The following is a 21364-nucleotide window of genomic DNA, read 5'->3' as shown; positions in this document are numbered from 1 at the left end:
AAGCCTGGCTCATCGCTGCCCAAGCTATGGTTGCCAAAGGCCCCACTCATGGTGTTTTGAGGAGTGGGGCCTTTGTTAATTGTTTCTCAAGCCTGCGGCTTCGGAGTAAACAACACGAAGTTCTTAGAAGCGGCCTGCCAGTCCTGCAGCAGCCGCGTTCCAAGCGTGCTCTCCGAGCGCTTCACATGCTCCTCGATCAGCGTCCTCAGAGCAGCCTGCTGCTCCGGTTCCGCCTGTCCAAACTCCTGTGCCTCCAGGAACTCCGTGTGATAACGAACGTCGCGAATCATCGTCTGCGCGTTATCGAGCACCCACGCCGTGCCGCCGGTCATACCCGCGCCAAAGTTGATGCCCACTTCGCCGAGAATGACCACCTCGCCGCCGGTCATGTACTCGCAGGCATGGTCGCCCACACCTTCGATCACCGCCGTCACGCCTGAGTTACGAACGGCGAACCGTTCACCCGCACGACCGGCAGCGAACAACTTGCCCGCAGTCGCACCGTAGAGCGCCACGTTGCCCAGCAGCACATGCTCGTCGCTGCGTTCCGCAGCACGTCCAACCGCACGCATGATCAACTCGCCACCGGAGAGGCCTTTGCCCACAAAGTCATTCGCCTGCCCGGTGAGCACCAGCTTCATGCCCGTCGCCGCAAACGCTCCAAACGACTGCCCCGCCGTACCTACCAGATCGAAGGTCACATCCGCGGCATCGAGCTCACCCTTGGCGCGCAACACCGACAACTCACCCGCAAGCCTTGAGCCAACAGCGCGATGCTCGTTGCAGATGACCGCACTCACCGAGTAAGCCTTGCCCTCACGCGCAGCCGCAATGGCAGGCTTCGTCCAGGGCTCATCCAGAGGATGGTCCTGGCCGGGCCGTTCATTGCGTACGCCCATCCAGCGCGTAGGACCATCCCCCGCGGCAGAGAGCATCGGGGTGAGATCGAGATTGCCGTCAAAGCGCACCTGCTCCAGCAGATCGACACGGCCAATCGCCGCTTCGAGACTGGGCAGACCGAACTTTGCGAGCAGGCGCTGCAGATCCGCAGAGAGCTGGCGGAAGAACTGAACAACGTGCTCCGGCTTGCCGCGGAACTTCGCGCGCAACTCCGGCTTCTGCGTTGCAATGCCGGTAGGACAGGTATTCAGATGGCACTGGCGCGCCATGTCGCAACCCAGCGCGACCAGCACAGCGGTTCCAAACGCATACTCGTCCGCCCCCAGCAAGGCCGCAACCAGCACATCGCGAGCCGTCGTAATGCCGCCATCGGTCCGCAGACGAACACGGTCACGCATGCCGTTGGTGCGAAGCAACTGCTGAGCCTCGGCCAGACCAAGCTCCCACGGATTACCCGCATACTTGATGCTCGACAACGCCGCTGCGCCTGTGCCACCGGTGTTTCCAGCGATCACGATAAAGTCCGCATAGGCCTTCGCAACACCCGCTGCTACAGTACCGACGCCGCAGCTCGAAACCAGCTTGACGCCCACCGCAGCCCTCGGATTCACGCGCTTCAGGTCATAGATAAGCTGTGCAAGATCTTCGATCGAGTAGATATCGTGATGCGGCGGCGGCGAGATGAGCGAAACACCCGGCTGCGCATGACGCAGACGCGCGATCAGCCCGGAGACCTTGTGCCCCGGAAGCTGTCCGCCTTCGCCAGGCTTGGCGCCCTGTGCGACCTTGATCTCGATCTCTTCGGCGTGTGCCAGATACTCCGCCGTAACGCCAAAACGTCCGGAAGCGATCTGCTTGATCTTGTTATTCAGCGAGCCATGCACCGCAGGCGCGGCCACAAGCTCCGCGACCGCCGTTCCGCCGCTCTGGTTTGAGGACGCAGCCAACGTGGCTCCGCCGCCCTCCGGACCACCGAGAGGAGTAGCTCCCGCCGGACGATAGACAGCCGGATCTTCTCCGCCTTCCCCCGTGTTCGAGCGTGCGCCCAGCGAGTTCATTGCCTGCGTAATGGTCTGGTGTGCCTCCGGGCTCAGCGAGCCAAGAGACATGGCGCTCGCGATGAAGCGCTTGCAAAGGCTCTCGGGCGCTTCAACCTCGTCAAGTGCAAGCTCTGTACCAGCCGGACGAATCTCCAGCAGATCGCGCAGCGTAACGGCCTCGACAGAGTCCACATTACGGCTGAAGATCGCAAAGGCGCTGGCCGGATCGGTGCTCGCAGCAGTGCCGCGAGCGCTACCCACAACGGTCTGCAAGGCCTTGACGTTGGGCGGCTGCCACATATGCGGCTCCGCGGAATCCGCTTTGCGGAAGCGCACCCAGCCAAAGTCCGGCAGGTCGGTCGAGGCCGCAGCCTCAGAAGGCGGCTGCCAGCCCAGGCGCAAACGGCGATCCAGTTCGGAGAAACCGATGCCCGACAATGGCGCCGGAGTATTGGGGAAACAGGTATTGACCACGCTCGCATGGAGTCCGAGGATGTCGAACAGATGCGCCCCGCGATAGCTGTCCACCACGGAGATGCCCATCTTCGACATCACCTTCGCCAGCCCGGCATCGAGCGCCTTCAACATCATCTTCTCGCCGTCGACACCTTCCGGCTGCAGGCTGCGCGCAGTCTCCAGCGCCAGCCACGGACAGACCACGCCTGCGCCATAGCCAATCAGCACTGCTGCATGGTGGATGTCGCGGCAGTCCCCTGCCTCGACCGCCAGACCGCACAGTGTACGAAGCCCAGCAACAACAAGCGCCTCGTGGACAGCCCCGGTGGCCATAGCCATCGGCACAGGAAGCTTGCTGGTGCTGGCACCACGGTCGGTCAGCAGCAGCAGTTTCGCGCCTGAGCGCACGAGATTGACAGCATTCGCACAGAGATCGACGATCGCCTGTTCCAGCGAGGTCTCCGGAGCATACAGGCATGCCATCTCTTTGAGATGTAGAGCATCGCTGTGCGGATACTTACCGGCACGCAGGGCTGCAAGCTGTCCCAGCGACAGAAAGGGCGAGCTAAGCGAGATGCCCGGCAACGGCGCATTCTTGTCCAGCATGTGTGGCCAGGGGCCGAGACGCGTATGCAGCGAGACGACGATCGCCTCGCGCAGCGGATCGATCGCCGGGTTGGTGACCTGCGCAAACCGCTGCCGGAAGAACGCATACAGAGGCCGCGGCGACCGCGCCAGGAAGGCCAGCGGCGTATCGTCGCCCATGGACCACACAGCATCCTTGCCCGTTCCGGCCATCGGCTTCAGGATCATGTTGACGTCTTCTTTGGTGTATCCGAATCCGCGTTGCAGACCCGCCAGATCGCTGCTTACCTCAGGCGCGTCAATCGCCTCCAGCGGCGCATCTTCCACCAGCAGCGCATAGGTTGCCTTCGCGTCGAACGCGTCCAGCATCTCCTCGTTGTGGTAGATCATGTGCTCCGCCATATCGACGGCAATCATCTCTCCCGGTCCCAACCGTCCACTCTCGATCACGGTCTCCGGATCGAGATCGACCAGCCCGGCTTCGCTTCCAGCCACCATCAACCCATCGCTCGTAATGGCGTAACGACAAGGCCGCAGTCCATTGCGGTCCAGGGCGGCGCCCACCACGACACCGTCGCTGAACGAGATCGCCGCCGGTCCATCCCACGGCTCCGCGCAGTCGTTGTGATACTTCAGGAACGGATGTACGCGCTTCACAATCGCGGGCGGCAGCAGCATACGCACGCTCTCGGCGATGGTGCGTCCATTTTGCGAGAGCAGCTCAATCGTCTCGTCCAGCGACGTGGAGTCTGTTCCGTCCTGGGTCAACACCGGCTTGCACTCCACCGGCAGCGTGGAATCGCGAGCATCCATGCGGGCGCGGTTGCCCCACACGGTGTTGATCTCGCCGTTGTGTCCCAGCTTGCGGCCGGGCTGCGCACGATGCCACGCAGGCAGGGTGTTCGTCGCATAGCGCTGATGAAAGATCGCGAAGCTTGTAACGTACTCCGGCGAAGCGAGATCGGGATAGAACTCAGGCAGCAGACGGCCCAGGCACATGGCCTTGTAAACCAGCGTCGTCGACGAGAGCGAACAGACGTACCCCGTCACTTCCTTCAGCTCTTCCGCGCGCTCGAACTGCTTGCGCGCGAGATAAAGCCTGCGCTCCATCGAATCGGCGGCAGCATCTCTTGTAATGTCGGCGACCAGCACCTGGCGAATCTTCGGCATGGTGCTCAGGGCAATCTCACCAAGAATCTCAGTGCGCGTCGGAACGTCGCGCCACGCCAGAACGCCGAGGTCCTGCGAGGCCAGACAGCTCTCCATCACAGCTTCAGCCCGCGTCTCTGCCTGGGGAAGAAACAGCATGCCGACACCCAGCAACGCGGAGTCGCTCAACTCAACACCGGTGGCACGGAGCAAAAGCTCACGCGGCACGTTGGACATCAATCCAATACCATCGCTGCTGGCGCCATCGGACGCCACTGCGCCACGATGTTCGAGGCGCGACAAAGCAGTCAACGCATCCTGCAAAATCTTGTGGCTTGCTTTACCAAGGACGGAGGCAACAAAGCCCACGCCGCAAGAGTCATGCTCGAAACGAGCGTCAATCAGAGAGCTGGCAACCGTACCGGTAAGGCCCTGCAGAGACTGCTCTTCGTGGACGCGCTCGCTGGAAGCACGCCCTTGTCGTTCTGGATAAGACTGGTCCATGGTTCACTATACGTCCGAAAACTCATCGGAGGAAAGTCCGGACGTTTCTCCACAGGTATTTTTGAGCGGCGCAGCGCGAGGTCTTGACGCAGGGGCTCATGTATATTTATACATAGTGTTTGGATTTTTATGCACAGTGCGTGGCTGTTTTTTCGTCACGCATTTCTCTGCTTAAAAAATCAGGACCAGAAACGGCATAATGCATGAAAAGTCACCGGCACAACGCGATCAAAGACCTCCTGGTAAAGACCTCCGTCACCAACCAGGACGAGCTGCGGCGCAAGCTGGCCGGCAAAGGCATCCATGTAACGCAGGCAACGCTCTCCCGCGATATCCGCGAACTGAAGCTGATGAAAGGCCCCGGCGGCTACGCGTTGCCGAACGGCGCAGAGCATGAGGAGAACGACTTCCCCATGCTCCAGGATGTTTTGCAGAACTTCGGTCTCGAGGTCCGCCAGGCTCAGAACCTGCTTGTCGTTCTCACGACGACGGGCGGAGCACAGCCTGTCGCCGCCGGCATGGACTACGAAGAATGGGACGAGGTAGTGGGAACCATCGCCGGCGATAACACTGTATTGATCATCTGCGCCGATGCTCGTAGAGCAGAGATCTTGAAAACCCGAATTGAGGCTTACATTGCCTAAAACAGTTGCCACTACGCTACGCACGGCGGTGGCCGGCGTCAGCGGATACGCCGGGGCCGAACTCGCGCGTCTGCTTCTCTGCCACCCACGCCTGGTTCTTACGCCGCCCATGTTTCTGGGCCGCATGGACGGTCCCGGCGCCGACGGCGGATCGGTCGCACTCACCAGCCTGCACCCCCAGCTCTCCAGCCTCCTGAACGCCGACAATCTCAGCGTCTCTCCTTTTGACTGGGACCAGCTCCAGCGCGAAGGCATCGAGTTGCTCTTCCTCGCGACTCCGCATGAACAGGCCCGTGAGTGGGCGCCCATCGCGCTCGCACACGGCATCAAGGTCGTCGACCTGAGCGCCGCGTGGCGCCTGCAAGAGGCCGACAATCGCGCCATCTACAAGCTCACAGATTCCGACCCCGCCGCCGCAGCCACCCTGCAGGCGGAGGCTGTCTACGGCTCGCCGGAACTCCACGGTCCTGCCATCGCGAACGCACGCCTCGTCGCGAATCCGGGTTGTTATGCAACTTCCATCATCCTGGCGCTCGCCCCGCTGCTTCGCGCGAACCTCGCGGATCTCGACTGCGGCATCATCTGCGACTCAAAGTCCGGCGTCAGCGGCGCGGGCAAAACCCCAACGCCCACAACGCATTTCATGAGCGCCGCCGATAACCTCTCGGCCTACGCAGTCTTCGGACACCGTCATACCGGCGAGATGCTTGAACAGCTCCACCTCACCACGGAGCAGATCCAGTTCACGCCACACCTGTTGCCCATCCCACGCGGTATCCTTTCAACAATCTACGTACGTTTAAATGAAATGGGCAGCATCAAGAAAATCCAGGATTGCTTCGACGAGTTCTACATCAGTAGTCCGATGGTCCGCGTTCGCCGCTCCCCTATGCTTCCGCAGATTCAGCACGTGGTTCGCAACAACTTCTGCGATATAGGATTTCAACTCTCTCCCGACGGAAAGCGCCTTGTTGTGATCTCGTGTCTCGACAATCTTTTGAAAGGCGCGGCCTCCCAGGCTGTGCAGAACATGAACCTCATGGCCGGATGGCATGAGTCAGAAGGACTGCTATGAAATATGTTGTAAAGCTCGGCGGCGCGGCGCTCGAAAGACCCGACCTGCTGCAGCTCTGCGCCAAGTCCATCGCCGATCTCGCCAGGGACGGCAACCAGGTTGCCCTCGTCCACGGCGGTGGCGTGCAGCTCACGAAGGTGCTCGCGCAGATGGGCAAAAAGAGCGAGTTCGTCGCCGGCCTGCGCATCACCGATGCGGAGACCCGCGATGCCGCGCTGATGGTGCTCGGCGGCCGCGTAAACAAATCTCTGGTGGCAGCGCTTGACCAGTGCGGCCAACAGGCGGTCGGCTTGACCGGCGGCGACGGCCACGTCTTCCGCGCGCGCAAGAAGAAAACCACGCCGGATCTTGGCTTTGTAGGTGAAATCGCCGCAACCGACCCCAAGTGGCTCGACGCCATCTGGACCATGGGAGCCGTTCCTGTCATCTCATCTATAGCGCTCGGTTTCGACGGCGAGTACTACAACATCAACGCCGACGAAATGGCCTCCGCCTGTGCTGTAGCCACACAGGCCGATGTCCTCGTCTTTCTTACCGATGTACCGGGTGTCAAAGGAGCTGACGGCAAGGTGATGCGCTGGCTCCGGCTTAAGGAGGTTGCAGCCTTGGAAGAGCAGTCGGTCGTCTCCGGAGGCATGTTGCCGAAACTGAACGCTTGTAAGGAAGCATTGATGCACGGCGTCAAGCGGGTGCGTATCCTTCCCGCAGAGAGCGCCAAAGTTCTCCCCGATCTCTTGAACTCACGCGTAAACGATGGAACGGAGGTGATGGTCGCATGAACCACGCAACAGGCAATACACTTCAGGAATTACAGGCAGCCGAATCGAAGCTTCTGCTGCAGACCTATGAACGCTATCCCCTGCTCTTTGTCAGCGGAGAAGGCGTGCATCTGCGCGACGAAAAGGGCAACGACTACCTCGACCTGCTGAGCGGCATCGGCGTCTGCGCCCTGGGCTACGGCCATCCGGCCATCACCGAGGCCATCGCCACCCAGAGCCGCCAGCTTCTGCATACGTCGAACCTGTTTCACCATCGCGGCACCACAGAGCTAGCACTGCGCCTGACCGAGATCACCGGCATGGACCGCGTGTTCTTCTGCAACAGCGGCACCGAAGCCTGGGAGGCAGCTCTGAAGCTCGCCCGCGCTCACGCCGGTCTGCTGCGCTCTGAAGGAAAGAACATCGGAACGAAGTTCCTGGCGCTCGAACACAGCTTCCACGGCCGCACGATGGGCTCCGTCGCCACGACGCACAAAGAGAAGTACCGTTCGCCCTTCGCTCCCGTAATGCCCGATGTCGAGTTCGTTCCCTTCGATGACGTTGCGGCACTTCGCGCGGCGTTCTCCAGCGATGTCTGCGCGATTGCGCTCGAAGTGATTCAAGGCGAAGGCGGCATCAACCCCGTTTCGCAGGAGTTCCTGGCCACGGCACGCGAACTCTGCGATTCGACAGGAGCCTTACTATTACTCGATGAGATTCAAAGCGGCATGGGCCGCACCGGCACTTGGTGCGCCTATCAGCAGTACGGCATTCAGCCCGATGTCACCACGCTGGCCAAGCCTCTCGGCGGCGGCGTTCCCATCGGTGCGATGCTCTGCACCGAAGAGGCCGCCCGCGCCATCACGCCGGGAATGCACGGCACCACCTTCGGCGGCAATCCCCTGGCGACCGCAGTCGCCATCGCCGTCATCGATGCGATGAAGCAGGAAAAGGTGCTCGACCATATCAACGATGTAGGCGGCTACTTCCTCTCGCGCCTGCGTGACCTGCAGCAAAAGCACACCGTCATCAAGGAAATTCGCGGACGCGGCCTGATGATCGGCATCGAGATCGAATCCGCGGATCTTGCGAAAGAGATCCTGGGCGGCATGTTGGCCCGCCACATCATCCTCAATCGCACCCACGAAACCGTACTGCGTTTTCTTCCTCCCTATATCCTTCAGCGCGAACACGTCGACCATGCGGTCGCAGCGCTGGACGAGCTGTTCACGCTCCATAGCAAACCCAGCGCCACGCTGGTTGGAGAAGCAAATGGATAACAAGGCCGCTGAAAACGCAGACGACATGATAGACATCAACGAAGAGAACAAGACCACAGCTATGAATCAAAAGAGCCTCACCGATATCCCGAAGCCTGCCATGACCCTTGGCATCCAGTCCGACAGCGCCTTCACCGAGACAGCAAAGGGTCTCGCAGGCCGTGACCTTTGCTCCATCACCGACCTCTCCGTACAGGAGATGGCCGCCATCATGGAACTGGCCCACGCCGTAAAAACCCAGCCCGAGGACTTCCGCCACGCACTCGATGCCAAGCAGATGGTGATGTTCTTCGAGAAGGCCTCGCTGCGCACGCGGCTGACCTTCGAGACCGCGATGAACACCGTCGGTGGCAATGCTGTCTTCGTTGACCAGACAAGCTCTCCGCTCGGCGAGCGCGAGTCGATTCCTGATGTTGCTCGCAATCTCGAGCGCTGGATGAACGTCATTGTTCTGCGCACCTACTCGCACGACACCGTCACCGAGATGGCGGAGAACGCCAAGATTCCGGTCATCAACGCACTCTCGGACATCGAGCACCCCTGCCAGGCCATCGCCGACTTCATGACGCTGGAAGAGCGCTTCGGTTCGGTCATGGGCCTCAAGTTCACCTACGTGGGAGACGGCAACAACGTCTGCCACTCGCTCATGCTCACAGCCGCGCTGCTCGGAGCGCACTGCACCGTTGCGACCCCGAAGAACTTCGGACCCAAGCTGGACATCATTCACAAGACCATCGAGATCGCGGAAAACACCGGCGGCTCGCTCACGCTGACACACGACCCCATCAAGGCCGCCACGGGCGCGGACGCCATCTACACCGACGTCTGCACCAGCATGGGCCAGGAGCACGAAGCCGCACGCCGCGCGCCGATCTTCAAACCCTTCCAGGTCAACGAAGAGCTCATGGCGCTCGCCCAACCGTCGGCGGCGTTCATGCACTGCCTTCCCGCCCACCGCGGAGCCGAGGTCACAGACGCGGTGCTCGACGGGCCGCAGTCGGTCGTCTTCGACCAGGCTGAGAACCGTCTGCACGCGCAGAAGGCCATCATCCTCATGCTGCTCGGCGGAGCCAAGCGCATCCCCTCTCATCGCAATCGCGGCGGCCTGCAGGCCCGCAGCAAACGCTAAGCGCAGTCTGAGCCGTTCGATAGGAAGACTTTTATTATGTCCGTAATCCTCGAAACAGTACCCGTCGGCCAGAAGGTTGGCATCGCCTTCTCCGGCGGGCTGGACACCAGCGCCGCGCTGCACTGGATGAAGCAGAAGGGTGCCCTGCCCTACGCCTACACCGCCAACCTCGGCCAGCCTGACGAAGCCGACTATGACGAGATCCCGCGCAAGGCGCTCGAGTATGGCGCCGAAAAGGCCCGTCTCATCGACTGCCGCGGACCGCTGGTTCGCGAAGGCATCGCTGCCCTGCAGTCCGGCGCGTTCCACATCACCACTGCCGGCGTCACCTACTTCAATACGACACCCATCGGCCGCGCGGTCACCGGTACGATGCTGGTGACCGCCATGAAGGAAGACGACGTCAACATCTGGGGCGACGGCTCGACCTTCAAGGGCAACGACATCGAGCGCTTCTATCGCTACGGCCTGCTCGTCAATCCCGACCTCAAGGTCTACAAGCCGTGGCTCGACGCCGCTTTTATCGACGAGCTCGGCGGCCGTGCCGAGATGTCCGCCTTCATGCAGAAATCCGGCTTCAGCTACAAGATGTCCTCCGAGAAGGCCTACTCGACCGACTCCAACATCCTGGGCGCAACCCACGAAGCCAAGGATCTCGAACTGCTCACCAGCAGCATGAAGATCGTCGTCCCCATCATGGGCACCGCCTTCTGGCGCGACGACGTCGAGGTCAAGCGCGAAGAGATCACCGTCCGCTTTGAAGAAGGCTTCCCCGTCGCGCTCAATGGGACGGAATACGCCGACCCCGTCGCCCTGATGCTCGAAGCCAACAGCATCGGCGGTCGTCACGGCCTCGGCATGAGCGATCAGATCGAAAACCGCATCATCGAGGCTAAGAGCCGTGGCATATACGAATCACCCGGCCTGGCTCTGCTGTTCATCGCCTACGAGCGCCTGATTACAGGCATCCACAACGAGGACACCATCGAGCAGTACCGCGAGAGCGGCCGCAAACTGGGCCGTCTTCTCTACCAGGGCCGCTGGTTCGATCCCCAGGCCATCATGCTGCGTGAAGCCGCACAGCGCTGGGTCGCCAAGCCCGTCACCGGTGAAGTCACCCTTGAGCTGCGCCGCGGCAACGACTACTCGATCCTCAACACGGACTCGCCCAATCTCACCTTCCAACCCGAGCGCCTCACCATGGAGAAGGGCGAATCGACCTTCTCCCCGCGCGACCGCATCGGCCAACTCACCATGCGCAACCTCGACATCACCGACACCCGCGCCAAGCTGATCACCTACGCCCAAAGCGGCCTGCTCACGCTCAGCAAGGGCTCCGAGATGCCGCAACTAAGCAGCGCGAACGACAAGGAGTAACGACCATGTTGATTACATCAGCAATAGATGGAATCAGCGCTGCCAAAAAGGGCCGAAGGCCCGACTTATACCAGCCCAGAGCGTAGCCCTGGGTTAGGTGCGAAAGGAAGATAGAGGGCTGTAAGCCCGACTCATCCTTTACCACCGCGATGAATCGGGCCTTCAGGCTTCACGATTCTTGTTCAATCCCTACTCTCAGAAGGAAAGGAGACCGCCCATGATTACTCGACTCGCTTACGTCTACGTCTATATGATTGCCGCGCTCATGTCCTTACTGTTAGCTGGACTCCTGGTCTTTCACATAGGTTTACTCACCGGTCACCATCTTCAACTGGGAGGGCATCTCTTCGCGGTGTTCTTCGGAATTGCCGTACCGGCTCTTGGGCTCGCTGAAGACAGAAACATCTGGGCACACGAGGTCAAAGACTGCCCTTGGTGGATACGCCTTTTCCTGGGTTTCCTGTTTACCTACACCATCCTCGTGATGATCTTCAAACTTGCCCTTGGAACAGGCCCCGCATCCCCGGACGACTTTGCACTTGTAGGTTCAAGCTTCATGTTGATGTTCAGCGTCGCCTGCGCCTGTGTCCTCTATGCCACGCTCAAGTCTGCCAGGAGTAACCCACCAAACCTGCGCAAACGAACGCAACGATCGCTTCTCTCAACAACCGCCGTTGGCGCTTTTTATCTCTTTTTACTCGTGCTACCTCAAAAGGGTTCGCACTAACACTTATCACCACTAGAGTTGAACTTTGAGGTTTCATCACAAGATGTCCCAGCAACAAAATCCCGAAGCCTCCAAAATGTGGTCCGGCCGCTTCCGTGAACCCCTCAACTACGATTTCGAGCAATGGCAGCGCTCCTTCCCCTTCGACTGGCGCCTCCTCCCTCAAGAAGTAGCCGCCAGCCGCGCCCACGCCCGCACCATCGCAGCTGCCGGCATCCTCACGCCCGACGAGCTCGACAAGATGCTTCGCGGTCTCGAAGCCGTAGGCCAACGCACGGACGCCTGGGCACACCGCATCTCCGCCACCTCCGGCCAACCGGAGTACACCTCCAGCACCCAGCAGATCGGCGCGGCCATCGTCGCCAGCGCCCCGCAGGCGGAGGACATCCACCACTACGTCGAGCTCGAGCTCACCCGCGAAGTCGGCGGCCTTGCGCTCAAGCTCCACACCGGACGCAGCCGCAACGAGCAGATCGCCACGGACATGCGCCTCTTCGTCCGCGATGCTATCGACGCGACGCTCGCAGGCCTGCATGCATGGCTTAACGCCTTGATCTCACTCGCCGAGTCAGCAGGCGATGCCGTCATGCCCGGATACACCCATCTGCAGCGTGCAGAGCCTGTTCTCATCGCGCACTGGCTACTCGCTTACGTCGCGATGCTTGAGCGCGATCTCTCGCGTTTCTCAGACGCTCGCATCCGCATGAACTTTTGCCCTCTCGGCTCGGGAGCCATTGCAGGAGCCACGCTCGGTTTCAACCGCACCATAGCCGCCAAAGCGCTCGGATTTACCGCGCCCACCGCCAACAGCATGGATGCCACCAGTGACCGCGACTTCATGCTCGACTTCGCGCAGGCCGCCTCTACGCTTGGACTGCACATCTCACGTTTTGCCGAAGAACTCACCCTCTACGCGACCGCCGAGTTCGGGTTTGTCGATCTTCCCGAGGCCTACTCCACCGGTTCCTCCGCGATGCCGCAGAAGAAGAACCCGGATCTAACCGAACTCGCTCGCGGCAAATCCGCACGACTGCTCGGAGCAGCCACGGCGCTCGCCACACTCATCAAGGGGCTGCCCCTCGCCTACAACAAGGACTTGCAAGAAGGTCAGGAACAGATCTTCGATATTGCGGATACACTCTCTGGCCTGCTCAGCGTGCTGCCCGGCTTCACCCGCGCACTCACCTTCCGCACCGCACGCATGCAGAGCGCCGCTGAAACCGGCTACCTGAACGCGATGGCCGCTGCAACCTACCTCTCCAACAAAGGGCTTCCCTTCCGCAAGGCCCACGAGGTGATTGGCAATGCTGTCCGTCTTGGCCTCGACAAGGGAGTTGAGCTTAACGATCTGCCCTTGAGCGATCTGCAGAAGCTCTCCGAACTCTTCACCGAAGACTTCTATCCTGCCATCTCCCTTGCCCGCACCGTAGACTGCCATGACAACCCTGGAGGCACCGCTCGGGATCGAGTCGAGATCGTCCTTCAGGAAACTCGCGCACGACTCGCAACTCGTAACTCGAATCTCGCGACTTCTGGCGTAAACCCGGAGGACGCCCATGCCTAGCGACATTCGCGTCCACAAAGCACACGTACAGGACGCCCGCAATGTCTTCGATCTCGTCAACTCCCTCTCGGGCGACGGTACTCTCCTGCGCCGCAGCTATGCGGAGATCTGCGAGAACATTCGCGACTTCACTGTAGCCGAACGCGACGATGAATTCCTGGGCTGCGGCGCGCTGCATCTCTACGGGCCGCATCTCGCCGAGGTGCGCTCCATTGTCGTAAAGCCCGAGGCCAAGGGCCTCGGGGCAGGCGGCCTCCTGCTGAAGGCCCTGATCGAAGAGGCCGAAGAGCACGAAGTCATGTCGGTCTGCCTCTTCACACGCATCCCCGAGTTCTTCGACCACTACGGCTTCCGCGTCGCCGATCGCGCAGCGATGCCGGACAAGATCTACAAGGACTGCCAGACCTGCCCACGCCTCTACGCGTGCGACGAAGTCGCCATGGTACGCGGCCCGCTGCCGAACGTCGCCGTGCTCGGCCCCAGCAAGCTGCAGAGACCCGAACTCGTTACTCTGCAACTGACATCGACGGGCACCGGAAGGTAGCTGCTTTTGTTTGTTTTTCGCCGTCATCCTGAGCCAACGGCGAAGGCCCCCCGCATTGGGCATCACCACAGGCGCGTGGACCAGCCAAAAACGCCTGGGTAGAGTCTCGTGGTTTTCACCTGTGCCTCGGTGTCACAACGAATGCGGAGGTCCTTCGGCTACGCCTCAGGATGACGACGAAAAACAAATAACACCTTTACCACGCGTTCCAATACCCATCCCGCTCGGTCATATGGATCTCTCCACCGAACAACCCACTCAACCGCTCGGCGGTGAGCAACTCCTTCTTCGATCCATCGGCAACAATGCGGCCGTCACGCATCATCACAATGCGCTCGATCTCCGGCAGAATATCCGCGATGTGATGCGTGATTAGCAAAATCGCGACGCCCCTCTGGGCCAGGCCACGCAACATCTCACGCAGGTCGCGCTGGGCCGCAAGGTCCAACGCATTTGAAGGCTCATCCAGCAAAAGCATCTGCGCTTCGCCGGCGGTTCCGGCCATCGCCCTGCCGATCATGATGCGCCGCTGCTGCCCTGCCGACATCTCGCCGACAAACTTATCCCGCAGCTTCTCCCCGCCTACGAGGTGCAGAACCTCCTCCGCGCGCTCGCGCATGGCGTCCGTCACATGGAGATTCGGCCAGAGCGTCGAACTGGAGAAGAAGCCTGTAAGAATGGCATCGAAGCCGGTGGTCGTAAGCGTCTGCCGTCCGGGCAGATCCGCGGCAACAACCCCCATGCGCCGCTTCAGCTCCGTAAGATCCCAGCGCGCACGGCCCATGATGTGCACCTGCGTCTCCGGACTCACGATCGGATAGAGCTCGCAGGTGACAGTCTTCAATAGGGTCGATTTCCCGCAACCATTCGGTCCCAAAATCGCAAGATGTTCCCCCGCTCGCACCGTCAGGCTGAGGTCGTGCAGAATGATGTTGTTGCCCCGGGCTACGTTTACATGCTCAAGCTGGATGATCGAATCGGTCGTCACCTCTCTACTCTAAATCGTCTATTCGGTCTCGAACCCACGGTTCCACCTGGAGATCACACGCGTCTCACGCTCATGTCCGAGCACGCTGACGCTGCCCGTCCCCAACCCGAATAACTTGCCGCCAACAGCGGGCAAGCCGATCCATCGCGCAGCCAGAATCCGAAGAATATGAGCATGGGCAAACAAAGCTACGGCGCCGCCCTGCGGTGCTGCAGCCAGAGCTTTGGCAATCACGCCATCGGCTCTTTCGCCGACCGCTTCAACCGATTCGCCGCCAATGATCGGATCGGTCCAGACGCTCCAATTTGGCCCATGAATAGCGCGCATCTGAGCGGTCGTCTTGCCTTCGCTCTCGCCGTAGTTCCACTCCTGCAAGCCGTCTTCAATGACGGCCACATCGCCATAGCCAGCGATCTCACAGGTCTCGCGCGCCCGCTGCCTGGGGCTCACGAACACGGCGGCAAACTTCTTCCCCGCCAGGAACTCACGAAGCTCTACGGCACGCTGCCGTCCATGGTCGGTCAGTGGAATATCCGTCCAGCTCGTATGCCGGCCATCCAGGCTCCACTCGGTCTCTCCGTGCCGCACCAGCCACAACTCTGTTTTCTCTTCAGGCATCTTCGCCTCCCCTTTGCCTTATCCTACAAGGATGGACTTTCAGCTCGTCTCAGACTACAAGCCAGCAGGCGATCAGCCGCGCGCCATCTCCGAGATTGTCTCCGGTCTCAACGCCGGAGACAAGGATCAAGTGCTGCTCGGCGTCACCGGCTCCGGCAAGACCTTCACCATGGCCAAGGTCATCCAGGAGCTGAACCGCCCAGCCCTCATCCTCGCACACAACAAAACGCTGGCCGCGCAGCTTTATCACGAGTTCAAACAGTTCTTCCCCAACAACGCCGTCGAATACTTCGTCTCCTACTACGACTACTACCAGCCGGAGGCCTACATTCCCGCCGGCGATCTGTACATCGAAAAAGAATCGACGATCAACGACGAGCTCGACAAGCTGCGCCTCTCCGCCACGCGCAGCCTCTTTGAGCGCCGCGATGCGATCATTGTCAGCTCGGTCTCCTGCATCTACGGCCTCGGCTCTCCAGAGGCCTACTACGGCATGCTGCTGCTGCTCGAAAAGGGCCAGAAGATCAAGCGCCAGGACATCACGCGCCGCCTGGTCGAGATCCTCTACGAACGCAACGACGTCGACTTCCGCCGCGGAACGTTCAGGGTGCGCGGCGATGTCATCGAGGTCTATCCGACCTACGACGAAAACGCCTTCCGCATCGAGCTCTTCGGCGATGAGATCGACAGCCTCTCGCAGATAGACCCGCTCTTCGGCACGGTCAAGCAGAAGTATTCGCGCCTGCCCATTTATCCCAAGTCGCACTATGTCGTCGCTCCCGAGCGCAAGAAGACGGCCATCGACAACATCCTCAGCGAACTCGCCGACTGGGAGGCTCAACTCGAAAAAGAGGGCCGCCTGGTCGAGTCGCAGCGCATCCACCAGCGCACCCGCTTCGACCTGGAGATGATCAAGTCGGTCGGCTTCTGCCACGGCATCGAGAACTACTCGCGCCACTTCTCCGGACGCCTGCCTGGCGAACCGCCGCCAACGCTGCTCGACTACTTCCCTCGCGACTTCCTGATCTTCATCGACGAGTCGCACGTCACGGTGCCGCAACTGCACGGCATGTGGCACGGCGATCGCTCGCGCAAACAGAACCTCGTCGACTATGGATTCCGCCTGCCCTCCGCGATGGACAACCGCCCGCTGCGCTTCGAAGAGTTCGAAACTCGCACCGGCCAGATCGTATACGTGTCCGCAACCCCCGGCCCCTATGAACTCACCAAGTCCGCAGGCGTCGTCGTGGAGCAGATCATCCGCCCCACAGGACTCGTCGACCCGCAGGTCGAGATTCGCCCCGTCAAAGGCCAGATCGATGATCTGCTGGCAGAGATTCGCGACCGTGCCGCGCAAAATCAGCGCGTCCTCGTCACCACGCTTACCAAGCGCATGGCCGAAGACCTCGCCAACTACTACACCGAGGTCGGCGTGCGCTGCCGCTACATGCACTCCGAGATTGAGACCCTCGAACGCATCAAGCTCCTGCGCGACCTACGCAAGGGCGAGTACGACGTGCTCATCGGCATCAACCTGCTGCGCGAAGGCCTGGATCTCCCCGAGGTCTCCCTCGTCGCCATCCTCGACGCGGACAAAGAGGGCTTCCTCCGCTCGCAGGGATCGCTGATCCAGACCATCGGCCGCGCCGCGCGCCATCTTGAAGGCCGTGCCATCCTCTACGCCGACAAGATGACCGATTCGATGCGCCGCGCCATCGACGAAACCGATCGCCGCCGCGAAAAACAGGTGGCCTACAACGAAGAGAACGGCATCACGCCTCAGACGGTCATCCGTTCCATCAACGACTCTCTGGCAACGGTGCTCAAGGCCGACTACGCCGACCTCACCGAAGAAGATGCGACCGGAATGCCGGACATCGCAACGCAGGCAGAACTCGATACGTATATCGCCAAGCTGGAAACCGAGATGCGCGAGGCCGCGAAGAAGTTCGAGTTCGAAAAGGCGGCAAAGCTACGCGATACAGTGAAGGAGCTTCGAACCAAAGAGTTCCTGTTTAGCTAAAACGATAGGGTCTGCAACAAGCAGGAAGCGGGCACAGAACTGAGCTTGTCTTTTGCTTTTGCTTTTGCTTTTCTGGTTGACATTCCGAGCGAAGCGAGGAACCTGACAACCAGAAAACCAAAAGCAACCACTTCAGGGCCAGTTTTCTATGCCATTTCCCATAGTGCGTTGATAGATTTACCAACGCTCACGTTCGTACTCCACCGTATTAGCGCGTACTTGTCTTCGCATCCACCAGCACGTGGTACAGCAACTCCGCTAACGACATCTGCTCCATAGCCCTCTCCTCCACAGCCTTTACATCATTGCGTCCGATCACGCGCTCAAACATCCGTCGCACGCGCTCACTCGACTTGCCGGGCACAGCCCAACTAGCCTCTGAAAACTCCAGCTTCATGCTGCTCACGATCATTACAATCCTCTACGCGCCTACTGCGCACTTTGTTCCGCACTCGTCTCAACCGGACGGCCAAACCCGCAGCCTCGGCGTCCGCGCATACCCGAGCGAAACCGCTCGCGCTCTTCAGGAGTCATCTTCTCCCAGCGCTCTTCCATATGCCGCTTCCACCCATGCCGTCCGCCGGCATGCCGATGGAATCCACCCAGCAAAATCTTGCTCAGCACCAGCAATCCGATAGCCTGCGCAAAGGTAATCACCCGCAATCCAAAGATGCTGGGCATCAGCCAGTTCCACAGGTGCATCACTACAAATCCGGCGACGACGCACATCACCACGACAATCGCCACAATCTTAAGAACCTTCAAAGCTTTCATCGTTCGCACCTCACTTCTTCCCAAATCGTTCATCCATCTCCTGCAGCCGCTCTCGCAGATGCAGCACCGCGTAGCGCTTCCGGGCAAGCAAGGTGTTTACACTCACACCTGTCTCCTCGGACAACTCCTTGAAGCTGCGCCCCAATAACTCATGCGCTACAAAGACCTCGCGCTGATTCGCAGGCAGCTCGTCCAATGCCGCATCGAGTGCCTCCAGCAAAAGATTGCGCGCATAGATCGCATCGGGCCCCGCATCCGGCGTTGGCAACAGGTCCTCAAAGGCCAGGGACTCGTCATCATCGGCAATTGGGTCGTTCAACGACACAGCCTTCTGCCTGCGAAACAAATCCGTAATCCGATTGCGTGCCACCCGGTACAGCCAGGCCGTCACCTGCTCCATCGGCTTCATCAGCCGATAGGCTGCGATCAACTCGTAGAAGACATCCTGCAGCACATCTTCCGCGTCAGCGGTGTCAAGTACGCGCTTGCGAATAAAGCTTCTCAAGCGCGGTTCGTCGCGCTTCAATGCCTCTGCAAGGAGCTGGTCCTGTTCGTCGACCGTCCACTCTTTGCCAGGCATCCTGCTCCTCTCGTAGTCATGCAACGAGTGCGCACTCGAGGTCATGCAGTGTTAACGGATGGAAACGCGAAATATTGCAGAGATCTCAAAAATCTTTTCAGAACGTGTAACGAATACCGACCTCGAGAGCAAACCCTCTATGAAAAACTAAGAAAACCATGGAAAGAAGTGCAATGCAGATCAGACTGGCTACCAGCGACGACATTCCAAACATCATGCAGATCGTACGACGTGTCGTCCCCCTGATGCGGGCATCCGGAAACCTGCAATGGGATGACCGCTATCCCAACCCCGAGGTCTTCGCTCAGGACGTACAACTCAGCCAACTCTGGGTCGCAGACGTCGACGGAACCCTTGCCGGCATGGCAGCGATCACCACTGACCAGGCCCCTGAATACGCGCAGGTAGGTTGGGACATCCACGAACTCGCCATCGTCGTGCACCGCATCGCCGTCGATCCGGACTTCGCCGGTCGCGGCATTGCAGTAGCCCTCATGCAACAAGCCGAAACCGTTGCGCGCGAACGCGGCATCGCAAAACTGCGGGTCGATACCAATACCCAGAACCAGGTGACGCAGCGACTCTTCCCCAAGCTCGGCTATACGTTCGCCGGCGAAATCACGCTGGACTTCCGCCCCGGCCTGAACTTCCTCTGCTACGAGAAGCAGCTCAGCTAAACACTATAGACCTGCTTTATGGATTCTTTACGGCTTCTCCATAAAGCTTGTATGCGGCCTTAACTTGGCCTATACAAGGTCAGGTGGAGCGTAGATGTCGTTATTCAGTCTTTTAGCAGGCAAGCCCCTCGCAACGTCCGAGGAACGTGCCGAACACATAGGGCCCATCTCGGGCATCCCTGTCTTCGGCCTGGATGCCCTCAGCTCCGCCGCTTACGGCCCTGAAGCCGCTCTTACGCTGCTGATTCCCCTGGGCGTAGCCGGTATCGCCCACATCGTCCCGATCAGCTTTGCCATCATTGCGCTGCTCGCCATCGTCTTCTTCTCCTACATGCAGACGATCGACGCCTATCCCAACGGTGGCGGCAGTTATACCGTAGCCAGTGAGAACCTTGGCGAAACCGCCGGCCTGCTGGCGGCCTCCGCGCTGATGATCGACTACATCCTCAACGCCGCCGTTGGAATCTCCGCCGGTGTCGGAGCACTGGTCTCAGCCTTTCCCATCCTCCAGCCCCATACCCTCGGACTCTGCCTCGTCATTCTGCTGCTGCTCACACTGATCAACATTCGTGGAGTCAAGGACACCGGAACGGCCTTCCTCATCCCTACCTATCTCTTCCTGGGTTCCCTGCTGGTCGTAATCATTCTGGGCGGCATTCGCGCCCTGGCAGCTCACGGACATCCCGTTCCAGTGATTGCACCACCCCATCTCCCCGCCGTCACCTCGGCACTCTCCCTCTGGCTTTTGCTCAAGGTCTTTGCTAGCGGCTGCACGGCCATGACCGGCGTTGAGGCTGTCAGCAACGGAGTCAATGCCTTCCGCGCTCCCACGCAGAAGAATGCCAAACGCACGCTCACCATCATCATTATTCTGCTGATGGTCTTCCTCGCCGGCATCGCGCTTCTTTGCCGCGCCTATAACATCGGGGCAACGGACCCGACCGGCAACGGGTACCAAAGCGTTCTCTCGCAACTCATCTCCGCGGTCATGGGACGCGGCTGGTTTTACTACGTCAGCATCGGTTCGATCCTCGCGGTACTCGCGCTCTCAGCAAATACCTCGTATGCCGACTTCCCGCGCCTTACCCGCGCCATCGCACAGCGCGACTACCTTCCGCATGTCTTCAAAATTCGCGGCCGCCGCCTGCTGTACTCTCACGGCATCGTTGCCCTGGTAGGCTTTACCGGCGCATTGCTCATCATCTTCGGCGGCGTCACCGATCGCCTGATCCCGCTCTTCGCTATCGGCGCCTTCCTGGCGTTTACGCTCTCTCAGGCCGGCATGGTGGTGCACTGGTATAAGTACCCAGGAAAAGGCACGCGGCACCGCATGATCGTCAACGGCATCGGTGCGATTGCCACCGGCATCACCCTCATCGTCGTACTCGTCACCAAGTTCAGGGAAGGCGCATGGATTACCGCGATCCTCATCCCCGCGCTGATTCTACTAATGGCCTGCGTCAAAAAGCACTACGACCGTGTCGCGCGTGAGATCAATATCGATCGCCCCATGCACGTCGAGAATCTCGCGCATCCCCTGGTCGTCGTTCCGCTCGACCGCTGGACTCGCATTACCGAAAAGGGTCTGCGCTTTGCCATGAAGCTCAGTGAGCGAGTAGAAGCCGTCCACGTCGATGCCGAAGAGTGTCGCGACGAGGTCGAGCAAATGTGGCAGCGCAACGTCGCAGAGCCCATTCAGCTCGCAGGAAAGCCACTCCCCAGGCTCGTCTTCCTGCCCTCGCCTTATCGCTTCGTCCTGCTGCCGCTGGTCGAGTACATCTTCCAGCTTGAACGTGAGCACCCCGAGTGCCAGATCGCCGTCCTCGTCCCCGAACTGGTCGTCAAACACTGGTGGCAGACGCCGCTTCACAACCAGCGTGCACAACTGCTCAAGCTCATGCTGCTTGTCCGAGGCAATCAGCGCATCACGGTCATCAACATTCCCTGGTACCTGTAAGGCTCATGCAATACC

The 21364-nt window shown here is 60.2% G+C and carries 18 protein-coding genes; 12 read left to right on the top strand and 6 right to left on the bottom strand.

The genetic code is table 11. From position 1 onward, the window contains the following. Window positions 1-86: 86 nt before the first annotated feature. On the bottom strand, window positions 87-4634 hold the full coding sequence (locus HDF15_RS12885) for a glutamate synthase-related protein (RefSeq protein ID WP_184256141.1): 4548 nt from the start codon (window positions 4632-4634) through the stop codon (window positions 87-89). 203 nt (window positions 4635-4837) lie between these two features. On the opposite strand from HDF15_RS12885, the gene HDF15_RS12880 reads away from it, so the two are divergent. From HDF15_RS12880 to HDF15_RS12840, 9 genes are all read left to right on the top strand, one after another. Continuing rightward, on the top strand, window positions 4838-5278 hold the full coding sequence (locus tag HDF15_RS12880) for an arginine repressor (protein WP_184256140.1): 441 nt from the start codon (window positions 4838-4840) through the stop codon (window positions 5276-5278). Continuing rightward, window positions 5271-6353 (top strand): N-acetyl-gamma-glutamyl-phosphate reductase, encoded by a 1083-nt coding sequence (gene argC / locus HDF15_RS12875; protein ID WP_184256138.1) that lies wholly within the window; start codon window positions 5271-5273, stop codon window positions 6351-6353. The genes HDF15_RS12880 and argC overlap by 8 nt, the downstream gene beginning before the upstream one ends. After that, the gene (gene argB, locus HDF15_RS12870) at window positions 6350-7132 is read left to right on the top strand and encodes an acetylglutamate kinase (RefSeq protein ID WP_184256136.1); all 783 of its coding nucleotides are present in this window, start codon (window positions 6350-6352) and stop codon (window positions 7130-7132) included. Before argC ends, argB begins: the two co-directional genes overlap by 4 nt. Further along, window positions 7129-8391 carry an aspartate aminotransferase family protein gene (locus tag HDF15_RS12865; protein WP_184256135.1) on the top strand — a complete coding sequence of 421 codons (1263 nt, stop codon included), beginning with the start codon at window positions 7129-7131 and terminating at the stop codon, window positions 8389-8391. The genes argB and HDF15_RS12865 overlap by 4 nt, the downstream gene beginning before the upstream one ends. Next, complete coding sequence (gene argF, locus HDF15_RS12860; protein WP_184256133.1) at window positions 8384-9520, top strand: ornithine carbamoyltransferase; 1137 nt, start codon at window positions 8384-8386, stop codon at window positions 9518-9520. The genes HDF15_RS12865 and argF overlap by 8 nt, the downstream gene beginning before the upstream one ends. Window positions 9521-9556: 36 nt before the next feature. Further along, on the top strand, window positions 9557-10897 hold the full coding sequence (gene argG / locus HDF15_RS12855) for an argininosuccinate synthase (protein ID WP_184256131.1): 1341 nt from the start codon (window positions 9557-9559) through the stop codon (window positions 10895-10897). Between the two features lie 217 nt (window positions 10898-11114). Beyond that, complete coding sequence (locus HDF15_RS12850; protein WP_184256129.1) at window positions 11115-11624, top strand: hypothetical protein; 510 nt, start codon at window positions 11115-11117, stop codon at window positions 11622-11624. A gap of 43 nt (window positions 11625-11667) precedes the next feature. Next, window positions 11668-13188: an argininosuccinate lyase gene (argH, locus tag HDF15_RS12845; RefSeq protein ID WP_184256127.1), complete on the top strand. Its 1521-nt coding sequence runs from the start codon at window positions 11668-11670 to the stop codon at window positions 13186-13188. After that, complete coding sequence (locus HDF15_RS12840) at window positions 13181-13732, top strand: N-acetyltransferase (protein ID WP_184256124.1); 552 nt, start codon at window positions 13181-13183, stop codon at window positions 13730-13732. The genes argH and HDF15_RS12840 overlap by 8 nt, the downstream gene beginning before the upstream one ends. 196 nt (window positions 13733-13928) lie before the next feature. Here HDF15_RS12840 and HDF15_RS12835 read toward each other — a convergent pair whose 3' ends face one another. Both HDF15_RS12835 and HDF15_RS12830 read right to left on the bottom strand, forming a co-directional pair. Continuing rightward, window positions 13929-14720 carry an ATP-binding cassette domain-containing protein gene (locus tag HDF15_RS12835; protein WP_184256122.1) on the bottom strand — a complete coding sequence of 264 codons (792 nt, stop codon included), beginning with the start codon at window positions 14718-14720 and terminating at the stop codon, window positions 13929-13931. 18 nt (window positions 14721-14738) lie between these two features. Next, window positions 14739-15338: a histidine phosphatase family protein gene (locus HDF15_RS12830; protein WP_184256120.1), complete on the bottom strand. Its 600-nt coding sequence runs from the start codon at window positions 15336-15338 to the stop codon at window positions 14739-14741. Between the two features lie 31 nt (window positions 15339-15369). Here HDF15_RS12830 and uvrB point away from each other — a divergent pair, with 31 nt between their 5' ends. Further along, entirely contained in the window at window positions 15370-17361 is a 1992-nt protein-coding gene (gene uvrB / locus HDF15_RS12825; RefSeq protein WP_184256117.1) for an excinuclease ABC subunit UvrB, read from the top strand. Window positions 17362-17569: 208 nt separating this feature from the next. Here uvrB and HDF15_RS12820 read toward each other — a convergent pair whose 3' ends face one another. The 3 genes from HDF15_RS12820 to HDF15_RS12810 are packed head-to-tail and all read right to left on the bottom strand — an operon-like array spanning window position 17570 to window position 18715. Further along, a complete protein-coding gene (locus HDF15_RS12820; RefSeq protein WP_184256115.1) occupies window positions 17570-17773 on the bottom strand; it encodes a hypothetical protein in 204 nt (67 codons plus the stop codon). Window positions 17774-17790: 17 nt separating this feature from the next. Further along, on the bottom strand, window positions 17791-18135 hold the full coding sequence (locus tag HDF15_RS12815) for a hypothetical protein (RefSeq protein WP_184256114.1): 345 nt from the start codon (window positions 18133-18135) through the stop codon (window positions 17791-17793). A gap of 10 nt (window positions 18136-18145) precedes the next feature. After that, window positions 18146-18715, bottom strand: a complete 570-nt coding sequence (locus HDF15_RS12810; RefSeq protein ID WP_014265287.1) for an RNA polymerase sigma factor — start codon at window positions 18713-18715, stop codon at window positions 18146-18148. Between the two features lie 173 nt (window positions 18716-18888). On the opposite strand from HDF15_RS12810, the gene HDF15_RS12805 reads away from it, so the two are divergent. Together HDF15_RS12805 and HDF15_RS12800 are read left to right on the top strand one after the other, a co-directional pair. Next, entirely contained in the window at window positions 18889-19392 is a 504-nt protein-coding gene (locus HDF15_RS12805) for a GNAT family N-acetyltransferase (RefSeq protein ID WP_184256112.1), read from the top strand. A gap of 94 nt (window positions 19393-19486) precedes the next feature. Continuing rightward, window positions 19487-21349, top strand: a complete 1863-nt coding sequence (locus tag HDF15_RS12800; RefSeq protein WP_184256110.1) for an APC family permease — start codon at window positions 19487-19489, stop codon at window positions 21347-21349. Window positions 21350-21364: the final 15 nt, after the last annotated feature.

This window comes from Granulicella mallensis, assembly GCF_014203225.1.
Lineage (GTDB): Bacteria > Acidobacteriota > Terriglobia > Terriglobales > Acidobacteriaceae > Granulicella > Granulicella mallensis_A.
The sequence above is the reverse complement of the archived record's forward strand: the minus strand, read 5'-3'. Positions and strand labels throughout refer to the sequence as shown.

What these genes read in the sequence shown, in the direction of transcription:
- HDF15_RS12815 (WP_184256114.1), bottom strand. Translation starts at nt 18,135, where the DNA reads ATGAAAGCTTTGAAGGTTCTTAAGATTGTGGCGATTGTCGTGGTGATG.
- HDF15_RS12810 (WP_014265287.1), bottom strand. Translation starts at nt 18,715, where the DNA reads ATGCCTGGCAAAGAGTGGACGGTCGACGAACAGGACCAGCTCCTTGCA.
- argG (WP_184256131.1), top strand. Translation starts at nt 9,557, where the DNA reads ATGTCCGTAATCCTCGAAACAGTACCCGTCGGCCAGAAGGTTGGCATC.
- HDF15_RS12805 (WP_184256112.1), top strand. Translation starts at nt 18,889, where the DNA reads ATGCAGATCAGACTGGCTACCAGCGACGACATTCCAAACATCATGCAG.
- HDF15_RS12840 (WP_184256124.1), top strand. Translation starts at nt 13,181, where the DNA reads ATGCCTAGCGACATTCGCGTCCACAAAGCACACGTACAGGACGCCCGC.
- argF (WP_184256133.1), top strand. Translation starts at nt 8,384, where the DNA reads ATGGATAACAAGGCCGCTGAAAACGCAGACGACATGATAGACATCAAC.
- HDF15_RS12820 (WP_184256115.1), bottom strand. Translation starts at nt 17,773, where the DNA reads ATGATCGTGAGCAGCATGAAGCTGGAGTTTTCAGAGGCTAGTTGGGCT.
- argH (WP_184256127.1), top strand. Translation starts at nt 11,668, where the DNA reads ATGTCCCAGCAACAAAATCCCGAAGCCTCCAAAATGTGGTCCGGCCGC.
- HDF15_RS12800 (WP_184256110.1), top strand. Translation starts at nt 19,487, where the DNA reads ATGTCGTTATTCAGTCTTTTAGCAGGCAAGCCCCTCGCAACGTCCGAG.
- HDF15_RS12885 (WP_184256141.1), bottom strand. Translation starts at nt 4,634, where the DNA reads ATGGACCAGTCTTATCCAGAACGACAAGGGCGTGCTTCCAGCGAGCGC.
- uvrB (WP_184256117.1), top strand. Translation starts at nt 15,370, where the DNA reads ATGGACTTTCAGCTCGTCTCAGACTACAAGCCAGCAGGCGATCAGCCG.
- HDF15_RS12880 (WP_184256140.1), top strand. Translation starts at nt 4,838, where the DNA reads ATGAAAAGTCACCGGCACAACGCGATCAAAGACCTCCTGGTAAAGACC.
- HDF15_RS12850 (WP_184256129.1), top strand. Translation starts at nt 11,115, where the DNA reads ATGATTACTCGACTCGCTTACGTCTACGTCTATATGATTGCCGCGCTC.
- argB (WP_184256136.1), top strand. Translation starts at nt 6,350, where the DNA reads ATGAAATATGTTGTAAAGCTCGGCGGCGCGGCGCTCGAAAGACCCGAC.
- HDF15_RS12830 (WP_184256120.1), bottom strand. Translation starts at nt 15,338, where the DNA reads ATGCCTGAAGAGAAAACAGAGTTGTGGCTGGTGCGGCACGGAGAGACC.
- HDF15_RS12865 (WP_184256135.1), top strand. Translation starts at nt 7,129, where the DNA reads ATGAACCACGCAACAGGCAATACACTTCAGGAATTACAGGCAGCCGAA.